At 40.8% G+C, this 20,944-nt stretch carries 24 protein-coding genes and 1 pseudogene; 2 read left to right on the top strand and 23 right to left on the bottom strand.

From position 1 onward, the window contains the following. Positions 1–56 precede the first annotated feature (56 nt). On the top strand, positions 57–1,277 hold the full coding sequence (gene ylbJ, locus ACXAEO_RS04490; protein ID WP_474878470.1) for a sporulation integral membrane protein YlbJ: 1,221 nt from the start codon (positions 57–59) through the stop codon (positions 1,275–1,277). Between the two features lie 48 nt (positions 1,278–1,325). On the opposite strand, the gene coaD is transcribed toward ylbJ, so the two are convergent. Beyond that, positions 1,326–1,811 (bottom strand): pantetheine-phosphate adenylyltransferase, encoded by a 486-nt coding sequence (coaD, locus tag ACXAEO_RS04485; protein ID WP_474878468.1) that lies wholly within the window; start codon positions 1,809–1,811, stop codon positions 1,326–1,328. Between the two features lie 30 nt (positions 1,812–1,841). Beyond that, positions 1,842–2,402, bottom strand: coding sequence for a 16S rRNA (guanine(966)-N(2))-methyltransferase RsmD (gene rsmD / locus ACXAEO_RS04480; RefSeq protein ID WP_474878466.1), 561 nt, complete (start codon positions 2,400–2,402; stop codon positions 1,842–1,844). Positions 2,403–2,937: 535 nt separating this feature from the next. Here rsmD and ACXAEO_RS04475 point away from each other — a divergent pair. Next, the gene (locus tag ACXAEO_RS04475; protein ID WP_474878463.1) at positions 2,938–3,327 is read left to right on the top strand and encodes a DUF7147 family protein; all 390 of its coding nucleotides are present in this window, start codon (positions 2,938–2,940) and stop codon (positions 3,325–3,327) included. A gap of 72 nt (positions 3,328–3,399) precedes the next feature. On the opposite strand, the gene ACXAEO_RS04470 is transcribed toward ACXAEO_RS04475, so the two are convergent. From ACXAEO_RS04470 to trpE, 21 genes and pseudogenes are all read right to left on the bottom strand, one after another. After that, positions 3,400–3,675, bottom strand: coding sequence for a YlbG family protein (locus ACXAEO_RS04470; RefSeq protein ID WP_474878461.1), 276 nt, complete (start codon positions 3,673–3,675; stop codon positions 3,400–3,402). A gap of 91 nt (positions 3,676–3,766) precedes the next feature. Next, positions 3,767–4,216, bottom strand: coding sequence for a YlbF/YmcA family competence regulator (locus tag ACXAEO_RS04465; RefSeq protein WP_474878459.1), 450 nt, complete (start codon positions 4,214–4,216; stop codon positions 3,767–3,769). Positions 4,217–4,325: 109 nt separating this feature from the next. Continuing rightward, a complete protein-coding gene (locus tag ACXAEO_RS04460; RefSeq protein ID WP_474878457.1) occupies positions 4,326–4,751 on the bottom strand; it encodes a hypothetical protein in 426 nt (141 codons plus the stop codon). A 70-nt stretch (positions 4,752–4,821) separates the two neighbouring features. Then, complete coding sequence (locus ACXAEO_RS04455; protein ID WP_474878455.1) at positions 4,822–5,061, bottom strand: YlbE-like family protein; 240 nt, start codon at positions 5,059–5,061, stop codon at positions 4,822–4,824. A 14-nt stretch (positions 5,062–5,075) separates the two neighbouring features. Next, positions 5,076–5,483 (bottom strand): spore coat protein YlbD, encoded by a 408-nt coding sequence (gene ylbD, locus ACXAEO_RS04450; RefSeq protein ID WP_474878453.1) that lies wholly within the window; start codon positions 5,481–5,483, stop codon positions 5,076–5,078. A 26-nt stretch (positions 5,484–5,509) separates the two neighbouring features. Beyond that, positions 5,510–6,115 (bottom strand): lipoprotein heptaprenylglyceryl N-acetyltransferase LhaT, encoded by a 606-nt coding sequence (gene lhaT, locus ACXAEO_RS04445; protein ID WP_474878450.1) that lies wholly within the window; start codon positions 6,113–6,115, stop codon positions 5,510–5,512. A gap of 137 nt (positions 6,116–6,252) precedes the next feature. Next, the gene (locus tag ACXAEO_RS04440; RefSeq protein WP_474878447.1) at positions 6,253–7,023 is read right to left on the bottom strand and encodes a c-type cytochrome; all 771 of its coding nucleotides are present in this window, start codon (positions 7,021–7,023) and stop codon (positions 6,253–6,255) included. A gap of 67 nt (positions 7,024–7,090) precedes the next feature. Continuing rightward, entirely contained in the window at positions 7,091–7,765 is a 675-nt protein-coding gene (gene qcrB, locus ACXAEO_RS04435) for a menaquinol-cytochrome c reductase cytochrome b subunit (RefSeq protein WP_474878444.1), read from the bottom strand. A 3-nt stretch (positions 7,766–7,768) separates the two neighbouring features. Then, complete coding sequence (locus ACXAEO_RS04430) at positions 7,769–8,278, bottom strand: Rieske (2Fe-2S) protein (protein WP_474878441.1); 510 nt, start codon at positions 8,276–8,278, stop codon at positions 7,769–7,771. 188 nt (positions 8,279–8,466) lie between these two features. Further along, entirely contained in the window at positions 8,467–8,934 is a 468-nt protein-coding gene (locus ACXAEO_RS04425; RefSeq protein WP_474878439.1) for a YpiF family protein, read from the bottom strand. Positions 8,935–9,024: 90 nt separating this feature from the next. Further along, complete coding sequence (locus ACXAEO_RS04420; protein WP_474878436.1) at positions 9,025–9,573, bottom strand: ReoY family proteolytic degradation factor; 549 nt, start codon at positions 9,571–9,573, stop codon at positions 9,025–9,027. Positions 9,574–9,656: 83 nt separating this feature from the next. Beyond that, on the bottom strand, positions 9,657–10,919 hold the full coding sequence (locus ACXAEO_RS04415) for a tetratricopeptide repeat protein (protein ID WP_474878432.1): 1,263 nt from the start codon (positions 10,917–10,919) through the stop codon (positions 9,657–9,659). Between the two features lie 228 nt (positions 10,920–11,147). Beyond that, the gene (gene aroA, locus ACXAEO_RS04410; RefSeq protein ID WP_474878430.1) at positions 11,148–12,437 is read right to left on the bottom strand and encodes a 3-phosphoshikimate 1-carboxyvinyltransferase; all 1,290 of its coding nucleotides are present in this window, start codon (positions 12,435–12,437) and stop codon (positions 11,148–11,150) included. Between the two features lie 88 nt (positions 12,438–12,525). After that, positions 12,526–13,629, bottom strand: coding sequence for a prephenate dehydrogenase (locus tag ACXAEO_RS04405; protein ID WP_474878428.1), 1,104 nt, complete (start codon positions 13,627–13,629; stop codon positions 12,526–12,528). Between the two features lie 162 nt (positions 13,630–13,791). Continuing rightward, positions 13,792–14,877, bottom strand: coding sequence for a histidinol-phosphate transaminase (hisC, locus tag ACXAEO_RS04400; protein WP_474878426.1), 1,086 nt, complete (start codon positions 14,875–14,877; stop codon positions 13,792–13,794). Positions 14,878–14,882: 5 nt separating this feature from the next. After that, on the bottom strand, positions 14,883–15,701 hold the full coding sequence (gene trpA / locus ACXAEO_RS04395) for a tryptophan synthase subunit alpha (protein WP_474878424.1): 819 nt from the start codon (positions 15,699–15,701) through the stop codon (positions 14,883–14,885). Further along, positions 15,661–16,896, bottom strand: coding sequence for a tryptophan synthase subunit beta (trpB, locus tag ACXAEO_RS04390; protein ID WP_474878421.1), 1,236 nt, complete (start codon positions 16,894–16,896; stop codon positions 15,661–15,663). The genes trpA and trpB overlap by 41 nt, the downstream gene beginning before the upstream one ends. Beyond that, the gene (locus tag ACXAEO_RS04385) at positions 16,874–17,527 is read right to left on the bottom strand and encodes a phosphoribosylanthranilate isomerase (RefSeq protein WP_474878418.1); all 654 of its coding nucleotides are present in this window, start codon (positions 17,525–17,527) and stop codon (positions 16,874–16,876) included. The genes trpB and ACXAEO_RS04385 overlap by 23 nt, the downstream gene beginning before the upstream one ends. Beyond that, entirely contained in the window at positions 17,514–18,284 is a 771-nt protein-coding gene (gene trpC, locus ACXAEO_RS04380; RefSeq protein ID WP_474878416.1) for an indole-3-glycerol phosphate synthase TrpC, read from the bottom strand. The genes ACXAEO_RS04385 and trpC overlap by 14 nt, the downstream gene beginning before the upstream one ends. After that, positions 18,277–19,299, bottom strand: coding sequence for an anthranilate phosphoribosyltransferase (gene trpD, locus ACXAEO_RS04375; protein WP_474878413.1), 1,023 nt, complete (start codon positions 19,297–19,299; stop codon positions 18,277–18,279). Before trpD ends, trpC begins: the two co-directional genes overlap by 8 nt. Further along, positions 19,280–20,709 (bottom strand): annotated as a pseudogene (gene trpE, locus ACXAEO_RS04370) (anthranilate synthase component I). Before trpE ends, trpD begins: the two are co-directional and overlap by 20 nt. Positions 20,710–20,944: the final 235 nt, after the last annotated feature.

Genomic DNA, 20,944 nt, shown 5'->3' with positions numbered 1-20,944 from the left:
TTTTATCATTTTTTTATAGACAATGCATGATGGAAGAAAGATGGGAGGAATTATGGTTGAATAAATCTTTCGTTAAAACGCTCATTCTGGCAGTTTCGGTTCTTACCTTAGTATGCGCACTCATTATTTACCCAAAAGAAGCGTTCAATGCCTCACTTCGCGGGCTCAATATGTGGTGGACCGTCGTATTTCCATCACTGTTGCCTTTTTTTATTTTTTCAGAAATGCTAATCGGCTTTGGGGTAGTCCGATTCATCGGTGTTTTACTCGAACCGTTCATGCGTCCTTTATTTCGGGTCCCAGGATCTGGCGGATTTGTACTAGCTATGGGGATGGCTTCCGGTTTCCCTGCAGGTGCTAAACTAACAGCAAGACTTCGCCAAGACGGAAACATTACAGCGTCGGAAGCGGAACGCCTCGTGTCATTTACAAACTCATCCAACCCGTTATTTATTTTCGGAGCCATCGCCGTAGGGTTCTTTAAAAACCCCAATGTCGGCATCATTTTAGCGCTTTCCCACTACTTAGGCAATATTTGCGTCGGCTTATTAATGCGCTTCCACGGCAGCAATGATCGAACTGACGAACGAGATAAACGACCATATTCTTTCAGCACAGCACTAAAAGAAATGCATAGCACACGACTGAAAGACAATCGACCAATAGGTCAGCTGCTCGGCGATGCAGTCACTTCCTCCATTCAAACTTTATTGATGATTGGAGGGTTTATCATTTTGTTTTCCGTATTGAATCGTTTACTTTTTCTGTTGAATATTACAACAGCTGTCAGCCATTTTTTCTCATATCTCTTATCGCTGTTTGGCTTCTCACCTGAATTAAGTCTCCCACTTATCTCAGGCATATTTGAAATTACGCTTGGAAGTCAGCTAACGAGCAGCGTAACCGATTCATCCTTATGGCAACAAATTACCATCGTCAGCTTCATTTTAGCGTTCAGCGGCTTTTCCGTACAAGCTCAAGTTGCCAGTATTTTATCAGAGGCTAATATCCGTTTTTATCCTTTTTTTATTGCTCGACTGCTTCATGGCTTCTTCTCTGTTATCCTTTCACTTTTATTATGGAAGCCACTCAGTCCTTACATACTATCAGCACAACCTGCTGTCAAACCGGCGGGATCCGAGACGCTCTCTCCTTTTTACTCCTTTGAATGGTTACAGGAATACTTACAGCTTTGCATAAGCTACGGCCCTTTGCTCACCATCTTCTTTCTATGTCTTTATATCTATTTGCGGATGATGCGATGGAACGTTCATTAACACCATAAGGAAAAAGCTTGCCATTGATTTTCGGCAAGCTTTTTTCTATCATGATAAATTAAACTTTTTCAACATCGCTTCTTTGACTACAGGAGGGACGAGTTCAGAAACATCTCCTCCATATCTAGCCAATTCTTTGACAATGCTAGAACTCAAAAAGGAATATTGATTGTTGGTCATCATAAACAGCGTCTCAATATTTTTTTCAAGCACACGGTTCGCAGACGTAATTTGCATTTCATATTCAAAATCCGATACCGCACGCAGCCCGCGCAAAATGGTATGGGCTTGTTTTCTTTTGGCGTACTCCATCAACAGTCCGTTATGAGATTCTACTTTCACATTTGGAATTGATTTTGTGACTTCTTTCAATAACTCCACACGTTCTTCCACTGTAAATAAAGGATTTTTGACAGCATTGTTTAATACTGCAACATACACTGTCTCAAATACTTTTGAGCCCCTTTTGATAATGTCTAAATGACCATTTGTAACCGGATCGAAACTGCCTGGACAAACTGCAATGCTCCCCATGTTGCTTCCCCCTTTTCTAACAAAACCTTTTTACATTTGATTATCATAGCGATAAATAGAAATCGCTGTAATCCCATACACTTCAAATTTCTCCTTCACAAAACCACCAATTTGGTCAGGAAGTTTCACGTCATTGTCGTGCTCGGCTACAATCATGCCTGTTTCAGACAATAGCTGGTGTTCGCCAATCATTTCAATAAGCGCTTTCAATTTTTGAGCCTTATACGGCGGATCCAAAAAGACTAAATCAAAAACGAGTTCTCGTTTCTTGACGGCTTTAAGGGCTCTTTCCGCATCATTGCGATAGACTTCCGCTCGGTGTGTAAACTCACAAACCTCTAAATTTGCTTTAATTGTTTGGATGGCTTTCCCATCACGGTCCACAAAAATCATGTTGTCTAATCCCCGACTCAACGCTTCAATTCCAAGACCGCCACTTCCGCCAAACAAATCAATGCCGATGCCACCATCAAAATATGGCCCAATCATATTAAATATCGCTTCTTTTACCTTATCTGTTGTAGGACGTGTCGTCATTCCTGGCACTGCCTTTAATGCCCGTCCTTTACAGCTTCCTGATACTACTCTCATTCTTATCACTACCTCATATGTTTACTACATATTCTTTCCTATCCTAACATAAAAATCCTTTATTCGACTAGTCAAAATCTTGATGATTCCTCAACTTCTCCTTTTCATCTACCATTTCTCGACAAAAGTTCTATCTTTAAAGAGTTGAAAGCGCCACCTTAACGAGCAACCACTATTCGTTCCAGCATTAGGCAACCTGAACTTTCACAAAAAAATAGAGCATGACGTATATGCGTGGGAAAAATGGCCATACTTAGTAGTAACAACATCAATAGATGTTGTTGCCAACCGCGGAGAAGACTTACGTTTCCCCATAAGTTCTTCCTCCGGTTTCTCCTCTCCCTTTGCCTTCTTAATTTGATTGCCAACCGAAGAGAAGCTGGCAATCAACGTTGGAAGGGCCCTGCACCATAATTGGTTGCGGGGTTTTTTTATGCCAAAAGTAAAGGTGACTTCACTTTTCTTATTTACTCTCCTCATCTTGAATGATACAGTTATGAAGGAATAGGTAGTACGATGTAAAGGAGATTTTGTTATGATACAGCGTTTTATTGAACTTGGCGAAGGTTACTCCGACATATATGAGCTTTTTGAAATTGCTAGAAGCAACCAACATCGGCTCGCTCACTTAATTATGCTCCGTACAACGAGCGAACATAAGACAGCTGCTTCATTCGTTGTCATCCTTCATCCAACGAAGCAAGGAGATTTCCAGCCTTTATACATATGCCGTGAAGGAATTACGTATACACCTGAAAAACCGGGCAAACGAATCGAGCTATTTGAGGAACTCGCTGCGGAACTAAACAAAAACATTATTGCACTTGATGTAAAGCCTTCTTCTGTTTATTCAGAACGCGAGCTTTATTATCAGCACTTAATTGGCATCCTTCGAATGAACCGCTACATTCCTTTCATGCAATAAGAGAACTAACATCAGCTACATTCAAAAGTGAAAAAAAGAGAGAGAGGGCGGAAACTCCGTCCTCTTTCTCTTTTAAATGCCTAATTTATAGTCATATTCTTTCGCCTTATCCGGCTTAGAGTTTTCATACTCTGTTTTTAAATATGGCTTATACGATGGTTGTACATCTTTTACGAAAGGAAGAGAACGAAGCTTTTTCATAATCGCTTCCGCATCATCCATATTCACATACACAACCGCATATTTTAAATCCTTTGATACGTAGTGAACATTCCCGTATCTTCTCAATCCTTTTGCTTGTTTTACAGAATGAATATACACAATGAGTCCTTGCCGGTCCACAAACATAAATAATCCCCTTTTATCTTTCTTTCTAACATGCCTTTAGACAAATCCATCTTATGATGGGCCTATGCCAAATGAACACTACGTCTATTTTTTAGTTTGTACTGCAGCCACAGCTCCCGCCTGACCCGCAGCCTCCTCCACAGCTTGATACCGAATCAAAGAAAGGATTGCCAGTCGGCACTTTGACATATTCAGATACTGAACGGCCAATTAGCATACTAATTTCATCGAGCAGCTTTTGCAGCTCATTTTCCGATTTCTTGAAGGCCGCTACTTTCGGATGCAGGTCGACCTCCCGTTTTAATTCTCGAATACTTTTCGTAACCGTCCCGTGATCAGGATGATATTTACCAAAACGCTGTACTTCTTCGTAACGTTCTTTCATGTAAACAAATTTTGAAATAAGCGTTTGTGCTTCTTTATCTTGTTTTAATTTATATAAACTTTGACGATAATGTTCGGCCACTTCTGATTGAATAACCATTTGAGCAACCTTGTCCGCTTCGTCAAGTAATTGAACTACTTCTGATGTTGCAAGCATAAAAAATGCTTCACCTCCTTTTTCATTTTACCACGAAACAAGCTTAGATGAAAAATTTATAACTGAAAAAAGCAGAGAGCCCATTTACACAGACACTCTGCTTCTTCAGTTAAATGCTTACTTCAAACGTTTCACTTACCCCATAGCTCTCCGTTTTGTTTTTCATCAATTCCAATTTAACCGTATGCTTGCCTGGTGAAAGGCTTTTAATGATGAAAGCTGCTTGCGACACAACATTCATCTTTTGGCCGTCTACATACAGTTGAACATACCCTTTGTTACTTTGTTCATTTTGGTTGGAAGCATTAAAGGAAAAATTATTAATAATGCACTCCACGTATACATTTTGCCCTCTTACATGGTGGTGGACAACCATGGAACGCCTTGACGATTGCTTTAACGTTTCAATTGCTTCTTTCTCCGCTTCCACTACTTCCATGGATACGACATCGACGTTTGTTTCAGGCCTCGGTTTATCGTTGTTGCAGCCACCTATAAGAAACGCTGCCAAACAAATAAAAACGGCAATACGCAAACACCATCACTCCTTTAAGTATAGTGTTTGCTAATTGCATTCTTTTTATCAGCAATGCCTCTTAAAACCTCTACCCTTGATTTTTCATTGCCTGGTACATATGCAGCATCATATTAGCCATTTCGACTGACGTTGTGAACTTTTCTACTTTGTGCGGGATCGTTTGCTTAAAATGATGCATCGAAGCAAGTTCAAACTGCTCCAAATCATCTGGATTTCTTGTCAACTTTCGGTACCAAATCGGCTTCTCTCTCAAAAACTGAATCAGCTTTGGCTTAGATTGCAAATAGTCATATACATTTTTGCGCATCTCTTTTGCCTGCCCTAATCTTTTCTAAATCCGAATGGATGTTGAGGGGCAGATGAACCGGACCCGCCAGAAGGTTTATTCGGTTGAAACTGCTGAATCACCTGCTGAATATTCGTGATAGCTGAATTCACATTTGAGATATGATACTGAACTTCATTCATATCCATCTTTTTCAAAGATTGCATGAGCTTTGCCAAAAAATCATTTTTTCCGTCTTGCTGTTTTTCTTCTGTCTCACTTTCCTCGTCTCGATACGGCTTCCACGACTCATCATCTTCTCCAAATAAGTACCAGTCTTCATAAAGTTCCTGCCATGTCTTTCTTTCTGCCCGAACTTCTCTTACAAGCCGAGGATGTTTTTTGACAAATTCCTTAAACTGGGCAATAGACGGATGAATGTCTTTTGTTGTTTTCCCCATCATTACTCACCTCGTATGTCACTAGCCTACTATATTGTAGGCAACGAACGAGAAGATGTGCGCCCATTTTTTCGAACGCACAGCACATATGCCAACATAAGCGAAAACATACTGAGCCAAAATGTGAAATAGCCAATTTGAGGCATATATTCATTAAGCATGCTGTAACGCGGCATCATGCCAAATACGTAATCAATCACATCGTTATGTAATGTCCAAATCCCTGTCAAAATTAAATGAATGGGCTTTATTTGATAAAAAGGGGCATATAGCATCCCTTGAAAAGCCATCCCTAAATGAGAAAGAATTAACATTAAGGCAATAGGGTCCAATACCCCTGTTTCAATATACACAAGAATGTTCATAACCACTGCCCATATCCCATATTTAAATAACGTGACGATTGCCAATGCTTCAAATAGAGGAAAATTCTTTTTCATTAACAAGCCAATCAAGACAATTACAAAAAACAAACTAGCAGTCGGGCTATCAGGAACAAATAATAAAAACTTGGCAGGCGTATCCGCCAACTGACTTCCATACCAAATGTATCCATAGATCGTGCCTAATATATTGACTATGAGTATGAGCGATAAAAATCGCTTATCCTCTAATATATATTTTATCCAATACATCTAATCCCTCCTTTTCAGTTATCCCGTATGGACGGGCCGTAAAATGACGATCAATCAATTCATCATCAGGTAAACAACGATTTCTTTTATCATAGACGAAACCCTCTGCCAGCATGAGCAGAGGGTTCATATACGTTTTACTCTTGTTTTCCAACATTTGCAATGAATTCTGATAACGCCTTCAACTCTTCATCCGTTCCTTTGAAGATACCGCCTGGCATGCTTCCTTGTCCGTTAATCGCTACATCAGCGATTTCTTCAGGTGAAAGTTCCACTTCTGTTAAAGCCGGAGCTGCCGGCCCTCCTTGAAGGTTTTCACCATGACAGGTTAAGCATGTTTGTTGTTCCATAATTTTATAACCGTCAGCCTCTTTATCAATTTCAACTTCTTTCACGATTTTCCCCTGAGCTTTTGCTGCTTCCCAATCATGGTACACAACAGACTCCCAAGTTAAATAGAAGATAGAAGCAATTGCTAGAAGCATAAACCCTGTTGCAAGCGGACGCTTGGAAGGGCGGCGTTCAGGACCTCGATCGATGAACGGAGCAAGCAACAAAGCACCAAACGCAATACCGGGCATAATGAATGCCCCAATCACGTTATAAGGACCAGACGCATATGAGTACTTTAATAGTTGGTACAAAAACAAGAAATACCAGTCTGGTAGTGGAATATATGCTGTATCTGTAGGATCAGCGATACGCTCCAGTGGTGATGGATGGGCTACAGTTAAACATAAGTAACCAACTAAAAACACTGCACCTACCATCCACTCTTTTAGCAAGAAGTTTGGCCAAAAAGCTTCTGTTTTCCCCGGATATTCCGAGTAGTCTTTCGGAATATTCGGTTTTCTCTCCACTGGTACACGTGAATCTCCGACAAATTTCATCCCTTTGCCACGATGCATTCTATTTCCCCCTCCTTTTGTTGTAGAGTATTACGATATTATTTTCTTTTCTGAAAATTATTGAATTTTATAGCGGGCCAGAAATACCTTGTTTACGAATCATTAAGAAGTGTGCTCCCATCAAACCAAGCAGCGCGCCCGGCAAGAAGAATACATGAATCGCAAAGAAGCGCGTCAATGTTTGCGCACCGACAATTTCTGGATGACCAGCTAATAGTGTCTTAACTTGCATTCCAATTAATGGAGTGGATTCAGCAATTTGCAAACCTACTTTTGTCGCAAAGAGCGCTTTCATATCCCACGGTAATAAATAACCCGTGAAACCAAGCCCTAGCATAACGAAGAAAATCAAAACGCCGACTACCCAGTTCAATTCACGAGGTTTTTTGTATGCACCTTGGAAAAATACGCGAAGTGTATGTAAAAACATCATAACAATAACTAAGCTGGCGCCCCAGTGATGCATACCGCGTACAATTTGTCCGAAAGCGACTTCATTTTGCAAGTAATAAACAGATTCCCACGCATTTTTAATATCCGGTACGTAATACATTGTTAAAAACATACCTGATAAAATCTGAATCACTGTTACGAAAAACGTCAAACCACCGAAACAGTAAACAAACGCTGAGAAATGATGAGCCGGATTGACGTGCTCAGGCACTTCATGGTCCGCAATATCGCGCCATAAAGGCGTAATGTCTAGGCGCTCGTCCACCCAGTCATAAATTTTATTTAACATGTATTACGCCCCTCCTTTTGGCTTTGCTTTTCCTAAATACAAAGTGCCATCCTTGACTTTTTGTACATAAACATCAAGTGGTGCAATTGGCGGCGTACCCGGAACGTTTTTTCCACTCTTTTCGTAAAGACCGAAATGACATGGACAATAGAACATATCTTTATTGTTCTTGTCTCCGTTCCAGTTGACTGTACATCCTAAATGCTTACATACTGGTGATAATGCAACAATTTCCCCTTTGTCATCCTTGTAAACCCAGGCAGATCTAGGCTCTTCCGATTCGTACCAAGCGTCAACTTGATCGACTTTAAAGTCGAAACGTTGTGGCTCATTGGTAATGTCTTTGACTTGTGTAACCGCAACCAAATCTTGTTCTGCTGTTGGGCGTAACACAGGGTCTAAGGCAAAACGAACCATCGGCATTAGCATTCCTGCAGCCATGAATCCACCAACACCAGTTAGGGTATAGTTCAAAAATTGTCTTCTTGATACCCGATGTTTTTTCTCGCTCATGCTTTTCCCCCCTCTATCAAAAGTTGAGTCCAATTGGACACACCATGAACATATAAAACTAGGACATTTTCATGATATATCAATATTTATCCAAGGTCAATACAGTCATTTGGTTTAAACTTGGTAAACGCGTTTCTTTTTCTAATTTTGTCATTTTTTTACTTTTATTATAGGGGGATTGGCTGATTTTATTCAACGTTTCCTTGCCAAGCTTCAATAAATAATGGAATGATTTGTTTAATTTGATCTTGAACCACTTTCCGCTTATACTCATCATCTAAATTTTCAAGCGGAAGAGCAGGAATCCATAATAGGGAAGCTTGCAGTTCATCCTCTACTTTTCTCCATTGGCTATCGCTTGTCATCAGGAAAACGTGTTTGAACCCTTGTGCATATAAATGATTCGTCCATTCAGTTACAGCCTCTTGGCAGTGTTTTATTTCTTTGTTTTGCAAATAAGCGAACGGCGGAAGCAGCATGAGTCTCCCTTTAAATTGACGTTCCATTTCTCCCGTCAAAGCAGAAACATATTCAGCCATAGCCGCAGCTGATTTCACATTCTCATGAAAATTTAAAGGAATGACAGGAACGAGAGCTGTGTCTACATAGTCTTTTTCGTTTAAAAAAACATCCATATCTTTTGTTATCCATTTCATAAACGCCCACCTCTTCTCAACTTCATACGTATGTAACATACCACAAATTTCCTCAAAAAAGAAGAAGGGACCTCTTCAGGCCCCTTCTTCTCACGATGTACGATAATGCTTATTTAAGTAATCAGTCAACCGCTTAAACTCTTCCTCATCATAATTATCCAGCGCCTTATCAATCAATTCCATAATTTTCGTTCGCTGAAAAGTATGAATCGACTGTTCTAAAACTTCTTCTGCCAATACACGGTCTTTCTCATTTGTGTGCACATTTTTAGGCATATATGGGTTTTCTTCTAGCACTGCTGCATATTGAGGGGATAAATAAGATGAGCGGAAATTCAATTGAATATAAATATCTTCATCTCTGTTTAAGCGTATGTCGTGAAACGATTTTTCTGCATCTGTTGTCATAATGTTTTCTTTGTAAAAACGAAACGGGGGATCATCGACACAATGTGTAGACATAATCATTCCTCTTGGACAGAACTGCGCTTGTTCGATGAAATGTACCTTCTTCATTAATTGATCATGACTCATTAAATAGTTTAAAATCCATACACCTTCACGGCGCTTCAGCTGGTAATTTGTTAAAAACCAGCGGACAAACTCTTTTTTCTCGTTGACAGAAACAGGGGTGGCCATCTCTACTTCCCTCCTCTGTTTTTTTAATATCTTTTAAACATACATATTCAACATATATGAAAAGAAATCCTTTGAACTATTATTTATTCTTCCAATTGAAAAAGTATGTCTTGAATTTCAGTTGAAGCAGGATTCATTTCTAACAACTGCTCAAACACTTGCTTTGCTTTTCCACGCTGTCCTTCTTCTAATAAGAAATAACCGTAGTCTTCCAAAAACTCGGATTGATCTTTAAATAAATTATATGCTGTTTCATAATGTTTTAATGCATCTTCATACTGCTCTGTTTGTTGGTAAGCCTTCGCCAAATCCCATTCAAAATGCGGATCATATTCATTGTAGCTTATGGATACTTGAATAATGTCGATGACATCTTCGTATCTCTCTTGTGCAAAAAATAGTTGAGACAATGCCAAAAGCGCCTCAATATAGCCGGGATCAAGGGCAATTGCTTGTCTAAATGCTTGTTCTGCTTCCTCTTCTTTTTGAAGCTTTAAAGCCATTTTTCCTTTATACATGAACAGTTCTTTATTAAATTCATCTTGTGCAATTCCTTCTGTAACCGCCGTATATGCTTCCGAAAGCATTTCTTCCGACTCATATGCTTTAGCAAGATGTAGATAGAGCGAATGATATTCAGGATCCATCTCTTTTAACTCATTAAATCGCGCAATAGACGTTTGATAATACCCCGCTTGTAAAGCTGCAAAGGCATACTCAAATAACGTATTAATCTCCAGCTTATTGTTCAATGCTTTATCAAAATGAGGCATAGATTCTTCAAATTGCCCTAGCGCACACAAACACTCTGCCAATCGCTGATGCAAGTCTACAGCATTAAAGGTCGTTTCTCCTGCTTTAAGCAGCTTTTCATAGTACGGGATAGCTTTGCTAAATTGACCGTTGCTCGAATAAAATTCCGCTAATCCAAAGTCGATGACTCGTTCCTCTGGCAAACGTTTTTTCGCTTCAAGCAATTTGCTTTCACTCACTTCGTTTAACCCTTGCATTTGATATAAATCCGCCAGCAGTAATAAAGACTGCACATAAATCGGGTCATCGCTTTCAATATCATTTAACAGCTCAATCGCCTGTTCTTCATTATCTTGATCAATTAAAATTTCCGCCTTTAATACGAGTAACTCTCCCTCTAATGGAAAAAATTCCAACAATTCGTCAATTACTTCTAACGCATCATCAACGAGCCCCCAGCCATACAGCTTTTCGGCAATCAAAAACTTCTCTTCAGGCGAAGCCATTTTTTTGACGTCTTGAAGAAGGGCTAACCCCTTTTCTACTTCATTGTTTTCAATATAAGAAATGATTTTTTCCAATTCTGTCATCATTCAATCTCCCTTAATGCAAAACGTTTTCACAGCTGGCTTTAAGCCATTCATTGTTTTCTCACGAACCAGCAGTACTCCATTGATGGAAGTTCCTTTTATGATAAAGGAGATAGCTCATTTATTCAACTAATTAGAAAAACCCAAATCATCGAGACGCTCATTCGTCCTTGATTTGGGTCACTGTTTATGTTTTCTGATCGTATTTGTTTCAGTTAAGACAAGCGTTGCTTAAACACTCAACATTTCTAGATGTTCAAAGAATGTCGGATACGATACGGCAATGGCTTCATCATTTTGCAGTACCATCTCTCCTTTTGCAATACAAGCCGCAACCGCAAGCATCATGCCAATTCGGTGGTCGCCGTGGCTATCAACATGGGCTCCGTGAAGAGCTGTTTTCCCTTCAATAATCATGCCATCTTCTGTCGGGGTAATATTAGCTCCCAGCTTTTGTAGTTCTGTTGCAACCGTGTCGATTCGGTTCGTTTCTTTCACTTTCAGCTCAGCCGCATCTTTAATAACCGTCTTCCCTTCTGCTTGCGTTGCTAAAAGAGCGATAATTGGAACTTCGTCAATTAAGCGAGGAATAATATCACCGCTAATTTCAATTCCTTTTAATTGGGAAGTTGAAATAATCAAGTCGCCGACAGGCTCCCCATTTTTAACTTGTTCGTTTCGAATTTCAAGATTTGCCCCCATTTGAGTCAATACATCAATAATGCCTGTGCGCGTCGGATTGAGACCAACATTTTTCAATTCAATTCGGCTGTTCGGGATAATTGCTCCGGCCGAAAGGAAAAAGGCAGCAGATGAAATATCACCAGGAACATGAATGGTCGCTGCCTTCAATTGCTGACCGCCTTCAATGGATACTTTATTCCCCTCCACTTCCACTTGCACGCCAAAAGCTTGCAGCATTCGTTCAGTATGATCGCGTGATTTCTCTGGCTCCGTCACTGTCGTTTTCCCTTCTGCATTTAAACCGGCCAATAAAATTGCCGATTTCACTTGAGCACTGGCAACTGGTGAATGATAATCGATCGCCTTCAACGAACCGCCGCGAGTGGAAAGGGGTGTGAACTTCCCGTCTTGTCGTCCGTCAATTTGCGCTCCCATCGAACGAAGCGGAACAGTCACTCGTCCCATTGGGCGTTTTGCAATCGACTCATCTCCAATTAAACAAGTATGGAACGGAATACCAGACAATATACCAAGTATTAATCGCGTTGTCGTCCCAGAGTTCCCGACATTCAAAATTTCAGACGGTTCTTGAAGACCCGTTAATCCTTTACCGTCTACCTCTACATAGTCACCGTTTTGCACAATCGAAACACCCATTTTTTGAAAGCAATCAATCGTGCTCAAACAATCTTCCCCAGGTAAAAAATTATGTATAACCGTTTTTCCTTCTGCAATGGAACCGAACATGACTGCGCGGTGAGATACGGACTTATCACCCGGAACTGAAATCTCTCCTTGTAATCCTTTAATATTTGTAAGCAATGTACGTTGCTTCATTATTAAACACCTTCCTTTAGCTCTTGATTATTTATTTTCCACTAACTCATTCTCTCATCCATTTTATCGGTCGAACAGATGCCTTACATTACATTGGAAGAAACGTTTCATAAGAATGGAGCTCTAAGCAAGTTTTCGCCTTATTGCGATCTTCCTCTGTTTGAAAACTTAACCGCAAGACACCATAAATGTCTTCCCGCGTCTCAAGAATGCGGATATTTGTAATACTAATTTTTTCTTCCGCTAAGTGTTTTGTCACATCCGAGATAACACCAGGGTAATCCGGGACATCCACATATAAATCATAAAAAGATGGAATGGCACCTTTCGTTTTGATTGGAAGACCATCACGAAACTGCTTCGCTTGAGCGAAATAATCAAAAATTCGATCGCCGTCCCCGTTTTCCACCATTAAGCGAATCTCCTTCATTTCATCCATCCATTGTTCAAACATAGACAGCAATGCCTCTTTATTATGAAGTAATATATCTCTCCACATCGCCGGGCTACTGGACGCGATACGTGTAATATCTCTAAATCCTCCAGCTGCGAGCGTTGTTACAAGCTCATGCCGTTTCTGATACTTTTCCGTTTGATGCACAAGACTCGCTGCAATAATATGGGGAAAATGACTGATAACTCCAGCAATTTCATCATGCTCCGCAGCCGAGATGGTGATGAAATGAGCTTTCGTTCCTTTTAACAAGTTCATTAATAACTCCACGTCCCCGCTGGAAACATCAGCTGAGGGCGTTAATACATAAAAAGCATTTTCAAACAAGTGAACTTTCGCTGCCGTTACTCCACTTTTATGGGAACCAGCCATCGGGTGCCCGCCAATAAAACGAATCCCTTTTTGAGCCAGTCGTTCACCCTTTTCAACCATTTGCTGTTTCGTGCTCCCGACATCCGTGATAATAACCCCAGCTTTTAACGGTAACGATTCCAGTTCACCAAGAATGTGTTCAGCCTGTGTAACCGGAATAGCAATCACAATAAAATCAGCTACTTTTGCCCCTTCTTCTAAAGATACGGACACCTCGTCCACTACCTTAAGAGATTTGGCCAGCCTCATTTGTTCTTCGTTGACATCATATCCGATAATAGATGCACTAGGATGTCCTTCTTTAATCGCCAGCGCAAGCGATCCCCCGATTAAACCTAAGCCAATAATAAAAACCGTTTTTTCCATGCCGGCACCTCATATCTGCAGAAGCTTATTGTTGACATACGACATTTCAATCAATGCCTTCATTTTAATATATCCTTGATGAAAAAAATAGGAAACGGGGGTGGTTCAAAAGAAAATGCTTTCTCCTTTGAACCACCCCTGTAAAATAACATGTGTACATGTTTACGATTGAACGAATTGCTCAAGCAACGAAATAATTTTTTCATTTTGTTGCTTCGAACCGACCGTAATTCGAACAGAGGTCGGGAAACCAAGGGCATTACCAGAACGAACAATGACGCCTCTTTCCAATAAATATTGGAACACTTCATCGCCTTGACGCCCAAAATCAATTAAAATGAAGTTGGTTTCAGATGGATAATAAGAGAAGCCTTGTTGCTCACAGAAATCATAAAACTGCTTCATTCCAGCTTTATTTAACTGCTTGCACGTTTCAATAAATGATTGGTCTTCCAAAGCGGCCAAGGCAGCTGCCTGTGCCATTCTGCTTGTATTAAACGGCTCTCGTGCAGGTTCAATTCTTTGCAGGAGCTCCTCATTAGCAATACCATATCCGATGCGAAGTGAGGCTAATCCATATGCTTTGGAGAAAGTACGTAAAATAAGCAAATTCGGATATTTATCTAATAAAGACACACTTTCCGGGAAATCTGCTGCCTTTACATACTCGTAATAGGCTTCGTCTAGTACAATAAGAACAGATGGTGGTACAGCGTCTAAAAACGGCAATAACGTCTCTTCATTCACATATGTACCAGTTGGATTATTTGGTGTACATACCCACACAATGCGTGTTTGTTCATCAATCGCCTGAAGCATCCCTTGTAAATCATGGTCTCCATCCACAAGCGGCACTTCCCTTATCTCCGCTCCTTCAATAACCGCATTATGGCGATATTGCGGGAAAGTCGGCGCAGCCATTACCGTATTCGTATGAGGAGATAAAAGCGCACGGCAAACAACTTGGATTACTTCATCTGAACCATTGCCGAAAATTAATTGTTTTTCGTCTACACCAAGATGGTTCGCCAGCTTTTCTCTGAGCGCAGTTGCATAGCCATCGGGGTATAGCGCCATATTTTCAAGTTCTCCTTGCACCGCGGCCTTCACATTTGGAGAGCAGCCGTATGGATTTTCATTGGAAGCCAACTTAATGATTTCCTGCAAACCATACTCTTTCTTTACTTCCTCAATCGGTTTTCCCGGCTTGTAAGGAGATAACGTTAATAACTGTTCTTTTACCTTCAACCTTGTTACACCTCGCTTGTTATAATAGGCGAAACGATGGCAGATACATATTCTTCAAAATTTTGAAGTGCCTGTTGTCTCGTTTCCGGATTCAGAAGAAGAGCTTCCAAATCAGCAATTTTGTTGACAATGGCGCTTCCAATGACAATGCCGTCACATTGATTCTTTAGCAAATCAACTTGATCAGCTGCCGAAATCCCGAATCCAACTGCTACAGGAATACTTGCCGCGGCCTTTACTTCTTCCAGAAAACTTGTAATTCCTTCAGGAAGTTCTGTTCTCATCCCGGTAACCCCTAAAGAAGAGACACAGTATAGAAAGCCTTGTGCATTATTCGCAATTTTTCGAATACGATCTTTAGAATTAGGAGCGACCATCGATATATAAGCAATTCCAAATTGGTTAGCCAAATGTCGAATCGTCTCACTTTCTTCATATGGCAAATCAGGGATTAGCACTCCATCAATTTCATTGTCTCGCAGTAAAGTAAAAAAGCGTTCTAAGCCTAATTGTAACACAGGATTAAAATAGGTAAAGAGAATGATTGGAATTCTCACACCTTTTTTTCTCATTTCCGGACCGAGCTCAATGGCTTTCAAAATGGACATCCCGTTTTGCAAAGCACGTTTTGATGCCTCCTGAATTACGGGACCATCCGCAAGAGGATCCGAGTAAGGAACCCCAAGCTCCAGCACAGAAGCGCCTGCTTTTTGCAAGGAAACTGCTAAGTCTACCGTTATATCCGGATGCGGGTCGCCCGCTGTAATAAATGGAATGAATAAGTTATTTTGCTGTGGCAAACGCTTCTGAAATGTTGTGGTCATCTGCTTTCTCCTCCTCAAGTAGTGAAATTAAAGAATGAACATCTTTGTCGCCTCGCCCTGATAAACACACTAAAATGGATTGGTCATTCGAAAGCGTTGGCGCTAATTGGAATGCCTTTGCCAATGCATGAGCAGACTCAATTGCGGGAATAATTCCTTCTTCCCTTGTCAGTAATTGAAGAGCTTCAATCGCTTCGTTATCTGTTACATCTTCATAACTTACACGACCAATACTGGATAAATACGAATGCTCCGGCCCAATTCCTGGATAATCCAGTCCTGCCGAGATGGAATAAGGTTCTGTAATTTGGCCGCTTTCATCTTGAAGCAAGTATGTCATCGTACCATGAATTACACCTTTTGTTCCTTTAGCCATGGTCGCGGCATGATAATTCGTTTCCAACCCTTTTCCGCTCGCTTCCACACCAATGAGCTTTACATCTTCTTTAATAAAATCATAAAACATGCCAATGGAGTTGCTGCCTCCGCCTACACAAGCCACTACGACTGTCGGCAATGTACCTTCTACTTTTACAAATTGTTCCTTCGCTTCCTGACCAATGACTCGTTGGAAATCGCGGACCATTTTTGGATAAGGATGCGGGCCAATAGCAGATCCGATTAAATAGAAATGATCTTCACAATGTTGAACCCAGTAACGAATCGCTTCATTCGTTGCATCCTTTAAAGTTTTTGTACCGGAGTAAACTGGAATTACTTCCGCTCCTAACAGCTTCATTCGAAAAACGTTTAATGCTTGGCGTTTAATATCTTCTTCTCCCATGAACACTTTGCATTCCATCCCGAATTTAGCCGCAACGGTAGCAGTGGCCACACCGTGCTGTCCTGCACCAGTCTCGGCAATTAACTTCGTTTTCCCCATCCGTTTAGCCAAAAGTGCCTGCCCAATGGCATTGTTGATTTTATGAGCACCTGTATGATTCAAGTCTTCTCGCTTTAAATAAATTTTTGCTCCACCTAGCTTATTCGACATATTTTCAGCATATGTGAGGGCAGTGGGACGGCCTGAATACTCTTTTAAAACATGGATATATTCATTTAAAAACTGCGGATCGGCCATTGCTTGATCCAATGCCTTTTCGACTTCTTCCAACGGATACATGAGCGTCTCTGGAACGTATTTCCCTCCAAATTCTCCGAATCTCCCAAACTCATCTGGAACTTGATATGCCATGAAAAATCTCCCTTTCCAACTTCGTTATTTTTTCTCTGTCTTTCCGTCCATCTGTTTCAATTCCACTCGATACATCGATTCCATCCACTTTGTATGCCTTAAGCTGCATGGCATTTTGAAAATCAATGCCGCCTGCTATAATACAAGGAATACCAAGTGAATCGGCCATTTTTTGATAAACAGGAACAAATTCCCAATCGAATGTATGCCCCGTCCCTCCAAATTGTCCCTTCACTTTGCTGTCGATTAAAAAAGCGTCAACTATAGAGGCATATTCCTTCATTTGCTCAACGGCTTTCTCACTGTGAGGGATGGCCTTCCAAATGTTTGTGGGACGGTCGATCGATAATGTCTTCATGTCTTCGACACTTTCGTTTCCATGCAGCTGAATAACATCAAGTGACACTTGTTCAGCCGTTTTCTCCACCTCGTTCATTGCTTCGTTTACAAAGATGCCCACAAGCTTTTTTCCGCCCTTGCCAAATGCAGAGACCCAGCGGCTTACTTCTTCAGGCTGCACATACCGCTTGCTGCCTTTAGCGAAAATAAATCCAATATGAGTGGCTTCACTGCTTAAAGCAAACTGATAGTCTTCTGCACATGTCATTCCACAATATTTAAGAATTTGCATACATACCTTCTCCAAATAGCTCTTTAACCGCTTCAACTTGCTGTTCTTTTCTCATTAATGACTCACCGACAAGAATCCCTGCAGCTCCCGCTTCTTTTACTTTCGCGATATCTTCTTTATTGTTAATACCACTTTCGCTTACAAGCAAACTGCCTGTGGGAATCAGTCGAGAGATATCAACCGTTTGTTGAATGGTCGTACGGAACGTTCGCAAATCGCGGTTATTGACCCCAATAATGGCTGGTTGGAACAAACGTAAAATCCCCTCCAGCGTCTCGGCACTGTGAACTTCCACTAAGCAATCCATTCCTTTTTCTTTTGCTTCGTCATAAAATTCGTGCAATTGAGTAGATTCTAACACCTCACCGATTAAAAGAATCGCATCTGCTCCCATTCTCGCACTCTCCTCTATTTGAAGAGAATCGATGATAAAATCTTTGCGTAATACCGGACGCATAACATTTCTTTTAATTAACGTTAAATAGTCTGGGCTCCCTTGAAAATACGGTCGATCTGTCAGCACTGAAATTGCATCGGCCCCTGCCTCGTCATATTGCTGAGCCGTTTGAAGCGGGTTAAAGTTCGGCTGGATGATACCTTTGGACGGAGACGCCTTTTTTACTTCCGCAATAAGTGCTACTTCGCGTTTCGGAGCAACAAGTGCTTCATAAAAAGAGTGCTTTCGTACATCTTGTACTTCCGGCAGCACTAACTGTTTTACTTCTTCTTTTTTCGTTTCAATAATTTGACTAAGCATGCTGGATCACCTCATCGTTTTGTAAAGTTAAAAGTTGACGATAGGCCGTTCCGCTATCTAATGCATACTGAGCCAATTGAACTCCTTTATGTAAAGAGTCCGCTTTCCCTGCTACATATAGGGCTGCACCTGCGTTTAAAAGCACTGCATTTGTAGCACTTTTCTTTCCTTTATTTTGAAGAATTTGCAAAATGACTTGTGCACTTTCTTCTGCATCTCGAACAACCATGTCTTCAATATTGCCTCTTTTCAATTCGAAATCTTCCGGCTTAATGACATATTGAACAATCTTGCCGTTCTTCACTTCCACAACATCCGTTTCAGCAGAAGCACTAATTTCATCAAGTCCATCTCTTCCTGCTACAAGCATAACATGACGGGCGCCTAACTCTACTAATGCTTGCGCCAATTTCTCAGCTAGAGCCAGCGAATACACACCGATCACCTGTCTTTGGCAACGAGCAGGGTTGGCAAGTGGACCAAGGGCGTTAAAGACCGTTCGAAAGCCCAATTCTTTGCGTGGTTGTGCCGCATATTTCATAGCTGGATGATACATAGGAGCAAACAGAAAGGTCATCCCTGTCTCTTCCAAGGAACGAATCGCCTCATCACCTGTTGCTTGAATGGGAATACCGAGATATTCCAGAACATCGGCACTGCCGCTTTTGGAGGAAACTGCCCGATTTCCGTGCTTTGTAATTTTCGCTCCAAGGGAAGAAGCAACAATTGCACTAGCTGTTGAAATATTAAAGGTTGACGCTCCGTCTCCGCCTGTTCCACACGTATCAATTACATCTTCACTTTCCACTTGAATGGGAACCATTTTCTTTCGCATCCCGCGCACAAACCCTGTAATTTCTTCAACGGTTTCTCCTCTATATGTCAGAAGGGTTAACAAGCTCGCGATTTGAACCGGCGTCGTTTCCCCTTCCATAATCCCGTCCATAAGCTGTTCTGCTTCGGAAACACTTAACGTTTCACCTTTCATACACTTTTTAAACAAATGTTGAAACATAAGAATCCTCCTTCTCTTCATACAACTGATTAGCTAATTGAATGGTACGGATTAATGCACTCGCTTTATTTCGTGTTTCTTTCCATTCAAGCTCTGGGATTGAATCAGCGACGACTCCTGCTCCCGCCTGAACATAAGCACATTCATCTTTTAATAAAATGGTACGAATTGCGATACATGAATCGATGTTTCCGTCAAAATCCAAGTAAGCAACCGTCCCAGCATATACGTTCCTTGCTGTTGGCTCTAACTCACTTAAAATTTGCATCGCTCTTATTTTCGGAGCGCCGGAAACCGTTCCTGCTGGAAAGGATGAAAACAGCGCATCAATTGGGTGAACTTTTTCGCCAAGACGTCCTGTCACTTTTGAAATAAGGTGCATTACGTGTGAGAATGTCACAAGCTCCATTAAGACCGGTGTTTGAACAGATCCGTATTCCGCTACTCTGCCGATGTCGTTTCGCGCAAGATCGACGAGCATATAATGTTCAGCCTGTTCTTTTTCATCATGAAGCAAATCTTGCCAAGCTTTTCTTCTTCTTCCGCTGTCTTTCCTCTTCTTCTTGTACCGGCAATTGGATGAATTTCTAAATGCCCATTTTCAATTTGAATTAATCGCTCAGGTGAACTGCCTATTAATTGAGCACCGTCCACTTTAATGTAAAACAGGTACGGGGAAGGATTGACGAGACGCAGCACTCGGTAAATTTCAAAGCCAGATACGTTAACCGGAAGCTGAAATCTTTGGGATAATACAGCTTGAAAAATATCCCCGCTTCGAATGTAATCTTTAATTTTTTCGACATCTTCTAGAAATTTTTCTTTCTCATATGTTGATTGAACTTCTGTAAAATCAACCTCTTCACGTGTCTGTTCAAACATGAGAGGAGACGCTTTTACGTTTGAATCACTCAATTTTTGAATGTATCTGTTTAGCGCTTTGATCGCTTTTTTATAAACATCTTTCTTCTCTTGTTCGCTTTCTTGACCCGTCAAGCGTACGTAATGAATCATCGTTAATTCTTTCTGTTGATGGTGATAAGCCAGCACGGTTTCACAATACATAAAATAAAAACGTTTCATTGTAAGGTCATTGTTTTGCGGGAGCGGGATATTTTCCATCATTGCTACCGCATCATATCCCATATAACCGACCGCTCCGCCTTTAAATGGCAAAGGAACATCCGCCTGTTTTACCTTTAGCAGCTTTAACGATTCGTCGAATATTTCTCCAAAACTTTCTTTCTTGCAAATGATTTGGTTTTCAGCGTCACTTAAACGGAACTCTCCTTGCTCTTCATCCAGATATAAAAAGGGGTTTAATCCGATGAAGGAATAGTTAGACCAAGGAGATGCAGCATCATTGCTTTCAAGCAAATACACCGCCTCTTTTTCGAGCCTTTGAAACATTTCAACTGGTGTAACAGCATCAATAAATAGCTTTTTTGTAATGGGAATTGTTAAATAGTGAAAAGAATCTTCCAAAAATGTGGAAACACTTTGTGCGTTGTTCATTTTACTCACTCCTCCATATCCTTTTTTAAGGATGGAGAATGAGAAAAAGAATGAGGTTGTAGGTATAAAAAGTCTTTATCCGTGAGGGTATAAATAGATAAAGACATAAAAACCCAAAGGTCATGACATA

This window comes from Bacillus sp. ABA4_010 (assembly GCF_056159105.1).
This window is presented reverse-complemented; position numbering and strand designations above follow the sequence as displayed.